The organism is Halomonas caseinilytica (genome assembly GCF_001662285.1).
GTDB classification, from domain to species: Bacteria; Pseudomonadota; Gammaproteobacteria; order Pseudomonadales; family Halomonadaceae; genus Halomonas; species Halomonas caseinilytica.
This window is the reverse complement of sequence record NZ_BDEO01000002.1, coordinates 189,491-203,639: the sequence shown is the minus strand read 5'-3', so window position 1 is coordinate 203,639 and position 14,149 is coordinate 189,491. Positions and strand designations below refer to the sequence as shown.

Here is a 14,149-nt window from a genome sequence, read left to right as displayed (position 1 = left end):
CAACCGTTGCAAAAGGACGGAACCGTCATGAGCGAATCTCCTGCAGGTGGCCTGGACATTGCGCGTCTGACCACCAAGGATGCCGATTTCGAGGCGCGCCTCGATGCCTTGCTGGCCTGGGAAGGTGTTTCCGATACCGAGGTGCAGCAGCGCGTCGATGAGATCCTGGCGGCGGTGAAGCGGCGTGGCGATGCCGCCCTGGTGGAATACAGCAATCGCTTCGATCGCCTGGCCGTCGAGAGCATGGCGGAATTGACCCTGGGGGCCGATCGGCTTCGCCAGGCCTATGACAATCTGCCTTCGATACAGCAACAGGCCCTGGCCGATGCGGCCGAACGGATCCGCCGTTACCACGAGCGCCAGAAGCCGCAGTCCTGGCAGTACACCGAGGAGGACGGCACCGTGCTGGGGCAGCAGGTGACGCCGCTGGATCGGGCCGGCATCTACGTGCCCGGCGGCAAGGCGGCCTATCCCTCCTCCGTGCTGATGAACGCCCTGCCGGCGCATGTGGCCGGCGTCGGCGAGATCGTCATGGTGGTGCCGACGCCAGACGGCGTGCTCAACGACCTGGTACTGGCCGCCGCCCATCTCGCCGGTGTCGATCATGTGTTCACCATCGGTGGCGCCCAGGCGGTGGCGGCTCTGGCCTACGGCACCGAGAGCGTGCCGCGGGTGGACAAGATCGTCGGCCCCGGCAATATCTACGTGGCGACCGCCAAGCGGGCGGTGTTCGGGCAGGTTGGCATCGACATGATCGCCGGCCCCTCGGAGATCCTGGTGGTGTCCGATGGCGAGACCGATCCCGACTGGCTGGCCATGGATCTCTTCTCCCAGGCCGAACACGATGAAGATGCCCAGGCGATCTTGGTGAGTTGGGACGAAGCGCACCTGGATACGGTGGCCGAGGCCATGGCACGCCAGTTGCCGACCCTGGAGCGCGAGGAGATCGTGCGTGCGTCGCTGGCCGCCCGTGGGGCCCTGATCCAGTGCCGCGATCGCAACGAGGCGTTGGAACTGATCAATCGCATCGCGCCCGAGCATCTCGAGCTCTCGGTGGGCACGCCCGAGACCTGGTTGCCCGAGGTGCGGCATGCCGGCGCCATCTTCATGGGTCGGCATACCGCCGAGGCACTCGGGGATTATTGTGCCGGGCCGAACCATGTCCTGCCGACATCCGGCACGGCGCGATTTTCGTCACCCCTGGGGGTCTACGACTTCCAGAAGCGCTCCTCCTTGATTCACTGCTCGGCGAAGGGAGCGTCCAGCCTGGGGCCGACCGCCTCGGTGCTGGCGCGAGGCGAGTCGTTGACGGCTCATGCGCGCAGTGCCGAGTACCGCATTCGCGACTGACCCTTGGCGACTGGCCCTTCGCGACAGGCATCGGGTCTAGGCCGGTCTTGGCGAGATGCATCGGCAAGCAAGAGTGCAAGTACACCTCCGCTGACTGCCTTGACGCCCCGCTCTGCGGGGCGTCTTTCATGGGGCGTCTTGTGACGCGGAAGGCGCCTGGGAGGCCGATGTGTCCTGAGGTTCGGACGGGAAAGGGCGGCTCGGTGTGGGGCGTTCTCCGACCTCGATGTCGACCTCCAGGGTCTCGCCGCCACGCACGATCGTGACCGGCAGTTCGGTGCCTGGCGTCACTGCCGCGATATCGCCCATGGTCTGGCGGGGATCGACGATCGGTTCGCCATCGACTTCGAGCAGCACATCGCCGGGCTGCAGCCCGGCCGCGGCGGCCGGACCGTTCGGCACGACGCCGGCGATCACCACGCCGCTGGGAGCCTCGAGACCGAAGGAGGCGGCCAGTTCTGTGTTGAGTTCCTGGGCCTCTATTCCCAGCCAGCCACGGACCACGCGTCCTCTGGTGACCAGTTCGTCGAGGATGTTGCGTGCCAGGTTGGCGGGAATGGCGAAGCCGATGCCCTGAGAGCCGCCCGAGCGCGAGAAGATGGCGGTATTGATGCCGACCAGGGCCCCTTCGGGGTTGATCAGGGCGCCCCCCGAGTTGCCTGGGTTGATGGCGGCGTCGGTCTGGATGAAGTCCTCGTAGGCGCTGAGTCCCAGGTGGCTGCGTCCGGTCGCGCTGATGATTCCCATGGTGACGGTCTGTCCGACGCCGAAGGGATTGCCGATGGCCAGCGACACGTCTCCCACGGCGACTTCCTGTGAGTCGGTGAGCTCGATCACCGGAGGGTCTTCCAGGTCGATGCGCAGTACCGCCAGGTCGCTCTCTGGATCGGTGCCCACCACCTCGGCGAGGGTCTCGCGGCCGTCGCGCAATGCCACCCGAATCTGGTCGGCGCCGTTGATCACATGGTGGTTGGTGAGCACATAGCCTTCTTCGCTGACGATGACGCCGGAGCCGAGGCTCGAGAGCATGCGTTGGCGGCTTGGGGCATTGTCACCGAAAAACTGGCGGAAGAAGGGATCCGACATCAAGGGGTGCGAGTCGCGTTCGACCACCCGTGACGAGTAGATGTTGACCACGGCGGGTGCGGCACGCTCCACCGCCTCGGCGTAGCTCACCGGCCCTTGGTCGCGCGACATCGGAGCTGCCTGGCGGATGTCAGGGGCCGAGCGATCGGTACTGGCCGGCGTGCTGCCATCCTGGCGTGCCTGGATGAGCGTGCCGGAACCGCCATCGCTATCCTGGCGCCCCAGTAGCTGCGGAAAGGCATTGAGCAGCACGATGGCCGCCAGTACACCGATCAGGACAGGCCAGAGGTAGGGGAGGGCGCGTCGCATGCGGTGAGGTTCCTTCTGCGTGGTCGCGGGGGGAGTAGGCACTCGTTACAATGTGGCGATTGTAACATTTCATCTCGCACCACGCCCGGAGGGGTCATGACGACATGCGACGAACTGGTGGCGGCCTGCGATCAGCTGCTGGCCCCTGCACGTTTCAAGGATTACACCGTCAACGGCCTGCAGGTGGGCGGCCGTGAGCGCATCCAGCGGGTCATGAGTGGGGTCACGGCCTGCCAGGCGCTGCTCGACGAGGCGGTCGCCTGGCAGGCTGATCTGGTGCTGGTGCATCACGGCTATTTCTGGAAGAACGAGCCGGTCAACATCGTCGGCATGAAGCGGCGGCGCTTGGCCACCTTGATGAACCACGATATCAACCTGCTTGCCTACCACCTGCCCTTGGATGCGCATGCCACGCTCGGCAACAACGCAACCCTGGCCGAGCGCCTGGGCTTTCGTGTCGAGGGATGCGTCGATGGCGTCCTTGGCGAAGGCCTCATCTGGCATGGCGCGCCCGACGAGCCCATGGCGCCGCGGCAACTGGCCGAGCATGTCGGCGAATGCCTGGCGCGCTCGCCGCTGCTGGTCGAGTCGCCGGTGGCAGGTGAGGTGCGGCGTGTCGCCTGGTGCACGGGCGGTGCCCAGGACATGATCATCCAGGCCGCTGAGGCCGGGGCCGATGCCTTCATTTCCGGCGAGATCTCGGAGCGTACCACCCATCTGGCGCGCGAGATGGGCATTCACTATCTGGCGGCGGGGCATCATGCCACCGAGCGCTACGGTGTTCAGGCGCTCGGCGCCTGGCTGGTCGAACGCTTTGGCGTCGAGCATCGCTTCGTGGATATCGACAACCCGGCTTGAACCTGAGAGGCGCACTCGCTGTGCCCCGGCGCTGGCGAGTGCGCCGCTTAATCAGTAGCGCGGTGGCTGGGCGGGAGTATCGTTGTCGGATTTCAGGCCAAAGTCCTCGGAGAGGGTGCCACGGTTGCCATCGGCGTAGTCGCGTGGGGCATTGACATCGTCGCTCGTCTCGTCGGCCTGTTGGAAGTCGGGCTTGCGTGGCTGCGAGGAACCGAGCTGGGCGGCACTGTCCTGCATTTCCTGTTGCAGGTTCTGCCCGTTGGCGAGCAGGGCGTCGAGCAACCCGTTCGCGCGGTCGAAATGTTCGCCCAGTCCAGTGCGTAGCTCGCTGAGTTCGCGGTCTCGCTCGGCGAGGCGCTGCCGTAGCTTCTGTGCGTTCCTGGCGCCACCGTTGAGCAGGTGATAGCCCAGGGCGCCGATACCCACGCCGGCCAGCAAGCAAGCGATGGCCAGTATCCAATTGATATTGCCTTGTTCCACGTCCTTCTCCCTGAGCTGTCGTTCGGCCTGGCGGCGGCTTCTCCCGATGAAACCGCACGGCGCCCCATTATAGAGCCTGGGTGAGCGCCGGGGTCAACGGCCCTCGGCGACGGTGCCAAGCCTGCCTGCGACGCGTATAATGCTCCTCTTTCGATGTCATGCCAGGATGGATCGCCAGGAATGTCCATGAGCGATAGCGACAGGACTCTCGACGCACCGCGAGCGGGCTCGCCACTGGCGCGTTACCGTGCCGATCTCGAGCGCGATGACTTTCAGTACGACCCGGCTCAGGAGCGGGCCGTCGAGCATCTGCAACGCCTTTACGATGAATTGCTGAAGACGCCGCGCTCTCGCCCCAGTGCCCCGGCATCCGCGGCCAAGGGGCTGAAGGCGCGCATGTCGGGCTGGTTCGGCAAGCGCGAGGCGCCGGACGAGCCGGCCATGCCGGCGGTCTCGGGGCTCTATTTCTGGGGCGGTGTGGGGCGTGGCAAGACTTATCTGGTGGATGCCTTCTTCGAATCCCTGCCTTTTCCCGAAAAGATCCGCACCCACTTCCATCGCTTCATGCAGCGGGTGCACAGCGAACTCGAGCATTACAAGGGGCAGCGCAACCCCTTGACGCTGGTCGCCGACAAGTTCGCCGAGGAGGCACGGGTCATCTGCTTCGATGAGTTCTTCGTCAAGGACATCACCGATGCCATGATCCTGGCCAACCTGCTCGAGGCGTTGTTCGCCCGAGGCGTGGTGCTGGTGGCGACGTCCAACATCGTGCCGGCCGATCTCTACAAGGATGGCTTGCAGCGAGCCCGCTTCCTGCCGGCCATCGATCTGCTCGAGCGCCACTGTGAGGTGGTCAACGTGGATTCCGGCATCGATTATCGGCTGCGTGCCCTGGAGCAGGCCGAGATCTTCCATTCGCCGCTGGACGAGGATGCCGAGAGCGAGCTGGAGCGCAGTTTCCGTTCGCTGGCCGGTAGCGAAGGGGAGCGGGACGTTGCCGTCGAGATCAATCATCGCGTGCTGCAGACGCGCCGGCTTCACGAGGACGTGGTGTGGTTCGAGTTCGCCGAGCTGTGCGACGGGCCACGGAGCCAGAACGATTACATCGAGCTGGCGCGCGAGTATCACAGCGTGCTGGTGTCCAATGTCACCTGCATGGACGGCTCCACCGATGACAGGGCGCGGCGTTTCATTAACATGGTCGACGAGTTCTATGATCGTGGCGTCAAGCTGTTGATGTCCGCCGAGGCACCGGCGGAGCAGCTGTATCGCAACGGCAAGCTGGAATTCGAGTTCCAGCGTACCCTGTCGAGGCTTCAGGAAATGCAGTCCTACGATTACCTGGCGCTGCCGCACAAGCCCTGACCCGGCCCGGCGGAGCCGGGCCGGGAGCTTGAAGCTCGAAGAGCGCCGCTTCGCGGCTGGAAGCTTGAAGAGGGAAGTGAAAACCTTGACCCCAGGCCGTAGGGGGCATGCTGCCTTCCAGCTTTGCGATTGCCATGGCTGTAGGGCGTCGTGTAGAATGCGCGCTCGCTCGAAAGTTGTCGCTCGGCCTGACGGGCGAGGCGACAACCAAGAAAAATAGGGATGGTCCTTCACCGGCTCGCCGGTCGGACCCAACGCATCAATTTGGTGATTCACCCATGAAGACGTTCACTGCCAAACCGCAGTCCGTCGAACGCGACTGGTACGTCGTCGACGCTGCGGACAAGACGCTTGGTCGCCTGGCCACGGAAATCGCTCGCCGCCTGCGTGGCAAGCACAAGCCGGAATACACCCCGCATGTCGATACCGGCGATTACATCGTCGTGATCAATGCCGAGAAGGTGAAGGTCTCCGGCAACAAGGCCACGGCCAAGAACTACTATCGCCACACCGGTTATCCGGGTGGTCTGCGTTCCATGAATTTCGAACAGATGATCGATTACGCTCCTGAGCGGGTCATCGAGTTCGCGGTCAAGGGCATGCTCCCGAAGGGTCCGCTGGGTCGTGCCATGCATTCCAAGCTCAAGGTCTATGCCGGCACCGAGCATCCCCACGCCGCCCAGCAGCCGCAAGAACTGAACATCTGAGGGAGTCTTCGCCATGACACAGCAGTATTACGGCACCGGTCGCCGCAAGACCTCTACCGCCCGCGTGTTCCTGAAAGCGGGAACCGGCAAGATCACGGTCAACAATCGTGAGCTGAACGATTACTTCGGTCGTGTTACCGGCCACATGGTCGTGCGTCAGCCCCTCGAACTGACCGAGACTCTCGATCAGTTCGACGTCTACGTCACCGTCAAGGGCGGCGGTGGTTCGGCCCAGGCCGGCGCCATCCGCCACGGCATCACTCGTGCCCTGATGGAATACAACGAGGACTTCCGTCGTCCGCTGCGCGAGGCCGGTTACGTGACGCGTGACGCCCGCGAGGTCGAGCGCAAGAAGATCGGTCTGCGCAAGGCGCGTCGTCGCCCGCAGTTCTCCAAGCGTTAAATCACACGCTGGCCGATCTCGACGCCCGGGTCTTTCGACCCGGGCGTTTTTGTATGGGTATTGGGTATGACGTTTTGGTCGCGTGGAAAGCATTATCGTGCGAGGTAGCCGTTTTTCTTGCTATGTTAGCTATCTGCGAGATCCGTGATCGCGTGGCGTCCAGGCGGGACGAAGACAACAACAAGGAGACGCTGAGCTTTACGTCGCACGACATCGCGCAAGGCGCATGAGCACAGCATGCCAGCCCGTGGTCCAGCCGTGTCGTGGCTTGTCAGCGCTCTCCGAACGGATAAGCCGACGGAGAAACCAGTACATGGCAGACGATGGCGTGAACAAGGGACGACGCCGTTTCCTGGTGGCTGCGACCACCGTCATCGGAGCGGTGGGGGCGGTCAGCGTGGCGGTGCCCTTCCTGTCTTCCTGGCAGCCCAGTGCCAGGGCGAGGGCGGCGGGAGCCCCCGTCAAGGCAGACATTTCCAAGCTCGAGCCCGGCCAGCGCATGGTGGTCGAGTGGCGCGGCCGGCCCGTCTGGATTCTCGATCGCTCCACGGAAATGATCCAGCGGACGAAAGCGCTGAGCGCCGACCGATTGGCCGATCCCGATTCCAGCAAGCCACAGCAACCCGACTATGCGCAGGGGCCGCTACGTTCCATCCGGCCAGAGATCGGCGTGTTCATTGGCATCTGTACCCACCTTGGCTGCTCTCCGCTGTTCAGGCCCGAGCCCAATGCCGAAGGTGTGGGCGTCGATGACTGGCCTGGTGGCTTCTTTTGTCCGTGCCACGGTTCGCGCTTCGATCTGGCGGGGCGGGTGTTCCGCAACGTGCCCGCGCCGCTCAACCTCGAGGTTCCCCCTTATTACTTCGAGAGCGATGCGGTGATCGTTGTCGGTGCCAGTGAAGACGAGGAGGCTGCCTGATGGGAAACCCCAACAAGCCCAAGGCGCAGCGCGGCGTGATGCGTTGGGTCGATGAACGCTTTCCGGCCACGCAGCTGTGGCAGGATCACGTGTCTCGTTATTACGCTCCCAGGAATTTCAATTTCTGGTACTTCTTCGGTTCGCTGGCCCTGCTGGTGCTCGTCAACCAGATCCTCACCGGCATCTGGCTGACGATGAGCTACACCCCGACGGCGGAAGATGCTTTCGCCTCCGTCGAGTACATCATGCGTGACGTGGAGTGGGGGTGGTTGATCCGCTACTTGCACACCACCGGTGCGTCGGCGTTCTTCGTGGTGATCTATCTGCACATGTTCCGCGGCCTGCTGTATGGCTCCTACAAGGCGCCTAGGGAGCTGGTCTGGGTCTTCGGCATGGCCATCTATCTGGCGCTCATGGCCGAGGCCTTCATGGGGTATCTGTTGCCCTGGGGACAGATGTCTTACTGGGGAGCCCAGGTGATCACCTCGCTGTTTTCCGCCATTCCCGCCATCGGCCCGGGGCTCGCCGAATGGATTCGTGGCGACTACCTGGTCACGGGCATCACCCTGAACCGTTTCTTCGCCCTGCATGTGGTGGCCCTGCCGATCGTGATTCTGGCGCTGGTGGTGCTGCATATCGTGGCGTTGCACGAGGTCGGGTCCAACAATCCCGACGGCATCGAGATCAAGGACAAGACCGACGCCGATGGCAAACCGCTGGATGGCATTCCCTTCCACCCGTATTACACGGTCAAGGACCTGGTCGGCGTGGCCGTGTTCCTGTTCGTGTTCTGCGTGGTCGTCTTCTATTTCCCCGAAGGGGGCGGTTATTTCATCGAGAAGCCCAACTTCGAGCCGGCCGACCCCTTGCAGACACCGGATCATATCGCGCCGGTGTGGTACTTCACGCCCTTCTACGCGATCCTGCGTGGCGTCACCTTCTCGATATTCGGGCTGGAGGCCAAGTTCCTTGGTGTCGTCTGCATGGGGCTGGCGATCGGGTTGCTGTTCGTGCTGCCCTGGCTGGATCGCAGTCCGGTGCGCTCGATGCGCTACAAGGGGTGGATCTCCCGTGTGATGCTGGGGCTGTTCGTGGTCTGTTTCAGCGTGCTCGGCGTGCTCGGTGTGCTGCCGTCCACGGAAACGCGCACGACAATCGCTCAGGTGTGCACGCTGGGGTATTTCGCCTACTTCCTGCTGATGCCGTTCTACACCCGTCTGGAAAAGACCAGGCCCGTGCCGGAAAGGGTGACCGACTGATGAGAAAATCACTGTTTGCACTGTGCCTTGCCTTGTTGCCGGTAACCGGTCTCGCTGCCGGCGGCGGTGATGCCCATCTGCGGGACATGACGCCGGACCTGCACGACAAGGCGTCGTTGCAGAATGGCATGAAGCTCTTCGTCAACTACTGCATGGGCTGTCACTCCCTGGAGCATCAGCGCTTCTCACGGGCTGCCGAGGATCTGGAGATTCCCCGGGAGTTGGTCGAGGAGCACCTGATCTTCGCCGATGACCATGCCTTCAATGACCAGATGAGCAATGCCATGAACAGCGAGGAGGGCGCGGCCTGGTTCGGCGCAGCACCGCCGGATTTGACCCTGGTGACCCGGTTGCGTGGTGTCGATTGGGTCTATTCCTATCTTCTCGGCTTCTATCGTGATCCGCAGCGCCCCACGGGCGTGAACAATACCGTGTTCCCGCTGGTGGCCATGCCCAACGTGCTGGAGCCACTCCAGGGCGTGCAGCGGCAGGTGTGCAGCGACGCGGAGCATGAAGGAGGCTCGGAGTGCCATCTCGAGCTCGTCCGCGAGGGCTCCATGTCGCCTGACGAGTTCGAGCGTGCCATGTTCGATCTGACCAACTTCCTGGCTTATGTCGGCGAGCCATCCCGGCTGAAGGCCGAGGCGTTGGCTCCCAAGGTTCTGATCTTCCTCTTCGTCTTTGCCATCGTGGCCTATCTGCTCAAGCGTGAGTACTGGCGCGACGTTCACTGAGTCGTTTCGATTCGTCGATGTGGCATGTCACGACGCCCCCGACCGGGGTGCGTCGTGTTATCATTCCGGCACGAACTGATGCGAGGATTGTTTCATGGGTGTAGTGGCCAAGCGGTCATCGATGATCTTCTATTCCGGGGGCGATGATCATTACAGTCATCGCGTGCGTATTGTGCTCGCCGAGAAGGGTGTGGCTGTTGATATCGTCGAGGTAACCGAGGATAAGCATCCCGAGGAGCTCGCCGATCTCAATCCGTACAACAGTGTCCCCACGCTGCTCGACCGCGATCTGGTGCTCTACGAATCCAAGGTGATGATGGAGTATCTGGACGAACGCTTCCCGCATCCGCCCTTGTTGCCGGTCTATCCGGTGGCCCGTGCCCAGAGTCGATTGTGGATGCACCGCATCGAACGCGAGTGGTGCCCGCTGGTCGAACAGATTCGGAACGGGTCGAAGAAGGAGGCCGACAAGGCGCGCAAGGAGCTGCGCGAGAGTCTGGTCGGGATTTCGCCGATCTTCGAAGACATGCCGTTCTTCATGAGCGAGGAGTTCACCCTCGTCGATTGTTGCCTGGCACCGATCCTGTGGCGCCTGCCGTCGCTGGGCATCGAATTGCCCGAAAAACAGGTTCAGCCGCTTATGGGGTACATGGAGCGCGTCTTCGAACGCGAAGGCTTCAAGACTGCGCTGAGTGAAGCCGAGCGCGAAATGCGTCCCTGAATTTTCATTCCCGTTCGAAGTACCGACTCAGGAGGGCCGAACGATGCATTCAAGCCGTCCCTATATTGCCCGGGCCCTTTATCAGTGGTTGCTGGACAACGAATTGACGCCATATATCGTGGTCGATGCCGAGCAGGAGGGCGTCGAGGTGCCCAGGCAATTCGTCCAGAATGGCCAGATCGTGCTCAACATGGGGGTCACCGCGATTCGCGACCTGTCCATGGAGAACGAGGCGATCGCCTTTTCTGCTCGTTTCGGTGGCGAGCCGATGCAGCTCATGGTGCCCATGGAGGCGCTGATCGCCATCTATGCCCGCGAGAACGGCGTCGGCATGGTCTTCGGCCATGAGCCGGTGATGCCCGATACCGGCCATGACGAGACCGAGGCCGTGCAGGAAGACGAAACGTCAGGGCCGACGCTGGCCAGTGTCGACGAGTCCGAAGAGCGCAAGACGACGGATTCGGAGCAGGAGGGCGAGGCGCCCAAGAAGGGGCGTCCCTCCCTGCGGGTCGTCAAGTAGGCTCGTCGTCCGGCGTCTCGATGCCGGGAGCGAGTGAAGAACGCGAACGGCAGGCCTACTGGCCTGCCGTTCGCGTATGCGTGGTGCCTGTCCGGGCAATCTCAGTCGAGGTAATCGAAGGCCTTGACGATGCGTTGCATGCCGCCGGTATTCGAGACGGCCGATACGATGCGGTCGGCCTCGGCACGGCTGACGATGCCCATTAGATAGACGGTGGCGTTCTCGGTGACGACGAGCAGCCGGCTGGCGTCGATGTTCTCGTTGGTCGCCAGGGACGTGCGGACCTTGGTGGTGATCCAGGTGTCGGCGAGTCGTTGGCTGGAGGGCAGGTTGGCCGCGATGGTGAGCTCATTGTGCACCTTGCGTACATTGCGCACCTGTCCGGCCACTTGCTCCGCCATGTCCTTGAGTTCCTGGCTGGGGACCTGGCCGGTCAGCAGGACGACGCCGTTGAAGGCGTTGACATTGATCCGGGCGTCGTCGAGCCGCGCGTCGGTGGCGCCGAGGTTGCGGTAGATCTTGTCCTCGATGTTCGAGTCCTCGACCTTGGTGCCTTCGGTGCGTTGACCGTAATGCTCGTTGACGGGGCCGGAGGTCATGCTGGAGCAGCCTGACAGGACGAGCAGGAAGATGAGGGTCAGGGCAGTACACAGAGACTTGTAGGGCATGGGGTCACTCGCTTGCGCCAAAGAGTTGTTCATCGATCAGGTCGCACAGGCAGTGGATCACCAGCAGGTGAACCTCCTGGATGCGTGCGGTGGAAGTGGCCGGGACACGTATCTCGCAGTCATCCTGGCCCAGCAAGGAAGCCATGTTGCCGCCATCGCGACCGGTCAGCGCCACCACTGTCATTTCGCGATCGTGGGCGGCCTGGATGGCCTGGATGACATTGCCGGAGTTGCCGCTGGTGGAAATGGCCAGCAGTACATCGCCGGGCTGCCCCAGTGCGCGTACCTGCTTGGAGTAGACATCGTTGTAGCTGTAATCGTTGGCGATGGAAGTCAGGGTCGACGTGTCGGTGGTCAAGGCCAGGGCGGGCAGGCTGGGGCGCTCCCGTTCGAAGCGATTGAGCAGCTCCGACGAGAAGTGCTGGCTGTCGCCGGCGCTACCGCCGTTGCCGCAGGCCAGAATCTTCCCTTCGTTGACCAAGGCCTGAACCATCATCTGGCTGGCGACCTCGATGAAGGGCGGCAGCACCTCGCTGGCGTAGGTCTTGGTGTCGATGCTGGCGTTGAAGTGTCCGAGAATGCGGGTCTGGAAATCCATCTTGGCTTCCTGGTCCTTGGGTCAAAACGCTTCGAAGGCGCCTGCCACCCATTCGAACTCGAGTTCGGGGGGCGTGCCGGTCACGGCCAGCACATCGAAGCGGCAAGCACATGATAGCCGGTTGCGCTGGAGATAAAAACGCGCCGCCTTTATCAGTCTGCGACGCTTGGTAGTGGTGATGGTTTCCAGCGGATGGCCGTGACGGGTGTCGGCGCGATGTCGAACCTCCACGAATACCAGGGTATCGCCATCGCGCATGATCAGGTCGAGCTCGCCGCCCTTGGCATGCTGGTTGGTGGCCTCGAGGACGAGCCCCCGGGCCACCAGCCAGTCGGCGGCGAGGCGCTCGACATGAGCGCCCCGGGCGCGGGCGTCAGGGCAAGGCATTGTCGAGGCGTATCGGCGCGATCACCGGCTGGGGAACGCCGTCGCTGAAGCGTGCCCAGGGCAATTGGCGCTGGATGCGGCCATCATCGGCCACGTTCAGGGTACCGGTGGCGCCGAACAGTTCGCTGCCCGGAATGGCCTGGAATTGAGGCAGGCGTCGGGTCAGCTCGTAGGCATCCACGCCCATGGCCATCAGCCGGAACAGCGAGGGATCGGATTCCTCGCGGAGCTGGTGATAGCTGTCGAGGAAAGGCAGGGCATCCTCGCCGCCCACGGCGGCATCCGGAATCTGCCAGGGGATGTCGACGAAGCGAACGCCATCGAGGTCCTTGTCCAGGCGCGGCTGGGGACGCCCCTCGTAGAGATGGGAGGTGGCGTAGACCGGCAGCTCCGAGGCGGAATAATAGTCAAGGGTAGGCGGAACCTGGCGCGCGTATTCCGGAAGTGCCAGCAAAAAGAGCATGTCCGGCCGAGGGGAGCTGACGGCCCGGCGGGTACTCTCGGTGGCCGGACGCCCCGGGTTGTAGCGCTCGGTGCGGGTGATCTCGCCGCCATTGGCGAGCCAGGTGTCCCGGAAGGCCTCGCCGACCCGGCGTCCCCAATCGTTGTCGGGGACCATCACGGCGGCGCGGCGCAGGCCGTCCACCCGGCCGCGGCGGGCCACCTGGCGTGCTTCGTTCTCGGCGGAAAGCCCGTACTGGAAGAGGCCTTCGGCCTGGTTGTGCGCGGCGGTGCCGTAGTTGAGGGCCAGGGTGGGCAATGGGACCTGCTCGCGTTGCTCGAGGCGACTGACCAGGTCCTTGTCGAGCGGGCCGATCACGGCCTGGGCGCCACGGTTGCGCGCTTCACGGTAGAGCGCGTCGAGATCGCCCTCGGTGGAGTCGATGAAACTCAGTCGGGAACCGCTGGCTCCGTCGTTGACTTCGTTGAGGTGGTGGGCGCGCATGCCCTGCTTGATGGCATCGGCCACGCCGGCCAGCGGCCCGCCCTCGGGCAGGAAGACGGCGACATGACGAATCTCGCGGCCGCGCAGATCCCGCAGCGCCAGAACCTTGGATGGCAGGCGGCGTGCGGCGGGATGCTCCGGATGCTGGTTGCGCCAGTCGTCGAGTCGCTGGAACAGGCGCTCGATGTCACCGCTATTGTCGCGAACCAGATCGGTCAGCGCCAGCCAGGCCCGGGTATCGGGCTCCTGGCTGCTGCGCAGCTTGCCGAGGGCGCCGGCGGGCAGGCGGGAGAGCTGGGCCCAGATCGGATCATTGAGCTCTTCACTGTCGTTGGCGGCCTGCAGGCGCAGCAAAGCGGCGGCGGCAGGCAGCGGCTTGTCGAGTTCACCCAGGGCGCGGCCGAGCCGTTCCAGCAGCAGGTCGGCCTGCTCGCGGGGCGGCGTATCGTCCTTGAGCAGCTGGCCGGCCTGCACCACGGCGCGCGGGTCTCCCTGGGACTCGCCCAGCTCGGAAAGCAGCAAGGCCCAACGGCGTCGCTGCTCGACCGGCAGTTGCCGGTCATCGAGATTGCTGGCGATTTCCAGTGCCTGGGGGCCGCGCCCCTGGCGTGCTAGGATGTCCGCGGCCTCCAGTCGGGAGCGAGCGGCTTGTGCCGGTTCTTGCTGCTCGGCTGCCTGTAGCAGCTTGTCCGGGTCTTCTGCCGGTTGGCGTTGGGTCATGCTCGGCTGCATGCCGCAGCCGGCCAGGAGTAGCGCCAGAAGCGCGGCGGCCAGGGGGCCGCGAGACGAAATCTTCATCGATCCTTCCTTGTCCCATTGTTCCGGAAAGCATCCCAGGG

Annotated in this window: 16 protein-coding genes; 10 read left to right on the top strand and 6 right to left on the bottom strand. The window is 63.8% G+C overall.

Going from position 1 to position 14,149, the window contains the following annotated elements; translation table 11 throughout:
• Positions 1–27 precede the first annotated feature (27 nt).
• Positions 28–1,350 carry a histidinol dehydrogenase gene (hisD, locus tag HSDC_RS05005; RefSeq protein ID WP_064698836.1) on the top strand — a complete coding sequence of 441 codons (1,323 nt, stop codon included), beginning with the start codon at positions 28–30 and terminating at the stop codon, positions 1,348–1,350.
• A 126-nt stretch (positions 1,351–1,476) separates the two neighbouring features.
• Here hisD and HSDC_RS05000 read toward each other — a convergent pair whose 3' ends face one another.
• The gene (locus HSDC_RS05000) at positions 1,477–2,745 is read right to left on the bottom strand and encodes a Do family serine endopeptidase (protein ID WP_064698835.1); all 1,269 of its coding nucleotides are present in this window, start codon (positions 2,743–2,745) and stop codon (positions 1,477–1,479) included.
• Positions 2,746–2,841: 96 nt separating this feature from the next.
• On the opposite strand from HSDC_RS05000, the gene HSDC_RS04995 reads away from it, so the two are divergent.
• The gene (locus HSDC_RS04995; RefSeq protein ID WP_064698834.1) at positions 2,842–3,603 is read left to right on the top strand and encodes a Nif3-like dinuclear metal center hexameric protein; all 762 of its coding nucleotides are present in this window, start codon (positions 2,842–2,844) and stop codon (positions 3,601–3,603) included.
• A 51-nt stretch (positions 3,604–3,654) separates the two neighbouring features.
• Here the strand turns inward: HSDC_RS04995 and HSDC_RS04990 are convergent, their stop codons facing one another.
• Positions 3,655–4,083: a Z-ring associated ZapG family protein gene (locus tag HSDC_RS04990; protein WP_064698833.1), complete on the bottom strand. Its 429-nt coding sequence runs from the start codon at positions 4,081–4,083 to the stop codon at positions 3,655–3,657.
• A 186-nt stretch (positions 4,084–4,269) separates the two neighbouring features.
• On the opposite strand from HSDC_RS04990, the gene zapE reads away from it, so the two are divergent.
• The 8 genes from zapE (at position 4,270) to HSDC_RS04950 (ending at position 10,711) form a co-directional block, all read left to right on the top strand.
• On the top strand, positions 4,270–5,448 hold the full coding sequence (gene zapE, locus HSDC_RS04985; protein WP_064698832.1) for a cell division protein ZapE: 1,179 nt from the start codon (positions 4,270–4,272) through the stop codon (positions 5,446–5,448).
• A gap of 278 nt (positions 5,449–5,726) precedes the next feature.
• A complete protein-coding gene (gene rplM / locus HSDC_RS04980; protein WP_064698831.1) occupies positions 5,727–6,155 on the top strand; it encodes a 50S ribosomal protein L13 in 429 nt (142 codons plus the stop codon).
• A 13-nt stretch (positions 6,156–6,168) separates the two neighbouring features.
• Positions 6,169–6,558 carry a 30S ribosomal protein S9 gene (rpsI, locus tag HSDC_RS04975; RefSeq protein ID WP_064698830.1) on the top strand — a complete coding sequence of 130 codons (390 nt, stop codon included), beginning with the start codon at positions 6,169–6,171 and terminating at the stop codon, positions 6,556–6,558.
• Positions 6,559–6,871: 313 nt separating this feature from the next.
• Positions 6,872–7,477 carry a ubiquinol-cytochrome c reductase iron-sulfur subunit gene (gene petA / locus HSDC_RS04970; RefSeq protein ID WP_064698829.1) on the top strand — a complete coding sequence of 202 codons (606 nt, stop codon included), beginning with the start codon at positions 6,872–6,874 and terminating at the stop codon, positions 7,475–7,477.
• On the top strand, positions 7,477–8,736 hold the full coding sequence (locus tag HSDC_RS04965) for a cytochrome b (protein ID WP_064698828.1): 1,260 nt from the start codon (positions 7,477–7,479) through the stop codon (positions 8,734–8,736). Before petA ends, HSDC_RS04965 begins: the two co-directional genes overlap by 1 nt.
• Positions 8,736–9,470, top strand: a complete 735-nt coding sequence (locus HSDC_RS04960) for a cytochrome c1 (protein ID WP_064698827.1) — start codon at positions 8,736–8,738, stop codon at positions 9,468–9,470. The genes HSDC_RS04965 and HSDC_RS04960 overlap by 1 nt, the downstream gene beginning before the upstream one ends.
• Positions 9,471–9,564: 94 nt before the next feature.
• Complete coding sequence (sspA, locus tag HSDC_RS04955; RefSeq protein ID WP_064698826.1) at positions 9,565–10,191, top strand: stringent starvation protein SspA; 627 nt, start codon at positions 9,565–9,567, stop codon at positions 10,189–10,191.
• Positions 10,192–10,234: 43 nt separating this feature from the next.
• Entirely contained in the window at positions 10,235–10,711 is a 477-nt protein-coding gene (locus HSDC_RS04950) for a ClpXP protease specificity-enhancing factor (protein WP_064698825.1), read from the top strand.
• Positions 10,712–10,812: 101 nt separating this feature from the next.
• Here the strand turns inward: HSDC_RS04950 and HSDC_RS04945 are convergent, their stop codons facing one another.
• From HSDC_RS04945 to HSDC_RS04930, 4 genes are read right to left on the bottom strand one after another with little or no spacing between them, the layout of a single operon-like run.
• Positions 10,813–11,379 (bottom strand): BON domain-containing protein, encoded by a 567-nt coding sequence (locus HSDC_RS04945; RefSeq protein WP_064698824.1) that lies wholly within the window; start codon positions 11,377–11,379, stop codon positions 10,813–10,815.
• A gap of 4 nt (positions 11,380–11,383) precedes the next feature.
• The gene (locus tag HSDC_RS04940; protein ID WP_013331705.1) at positions 11,384–11,977 is read right to left on the bottom strand and encodes a phosphoheptose isomerase; all 594 of its coding nucleotides are present in this window, start codon (positions 11,975–11,977) and stop codon (positions 11,384–11,386) included.
• Positions 11,978–11,998: 21 nt separating this feature from the next.
• On the bottom strand, positions 11,999–12,364 hold the full coding sequence (locus HSDC_RS04935; protein ID WP_064698823.1) for a YraN family protein: 366 nt from the start codon (positions 12,362–12,364) through the stop codon (positions 11,999–12,001).
• On the bottom strand, positions 12,351–14,108 hold the full coding sequence (locus tag HSDC_RS04930) for a penicillin-binding protein activator (protein WP_064698822.1): 1,758 nt from the start codon (positions 14,106–14,108) through the stop codon (positions 12,351–12,353). The genes HSDC_RS04935 and HSDC_RS04930 overlap by 14 nt, the downstream gene beginning before the upstream one ends.
• Positions 14,109–14,149: the final 41 nt, after the last annotated feature.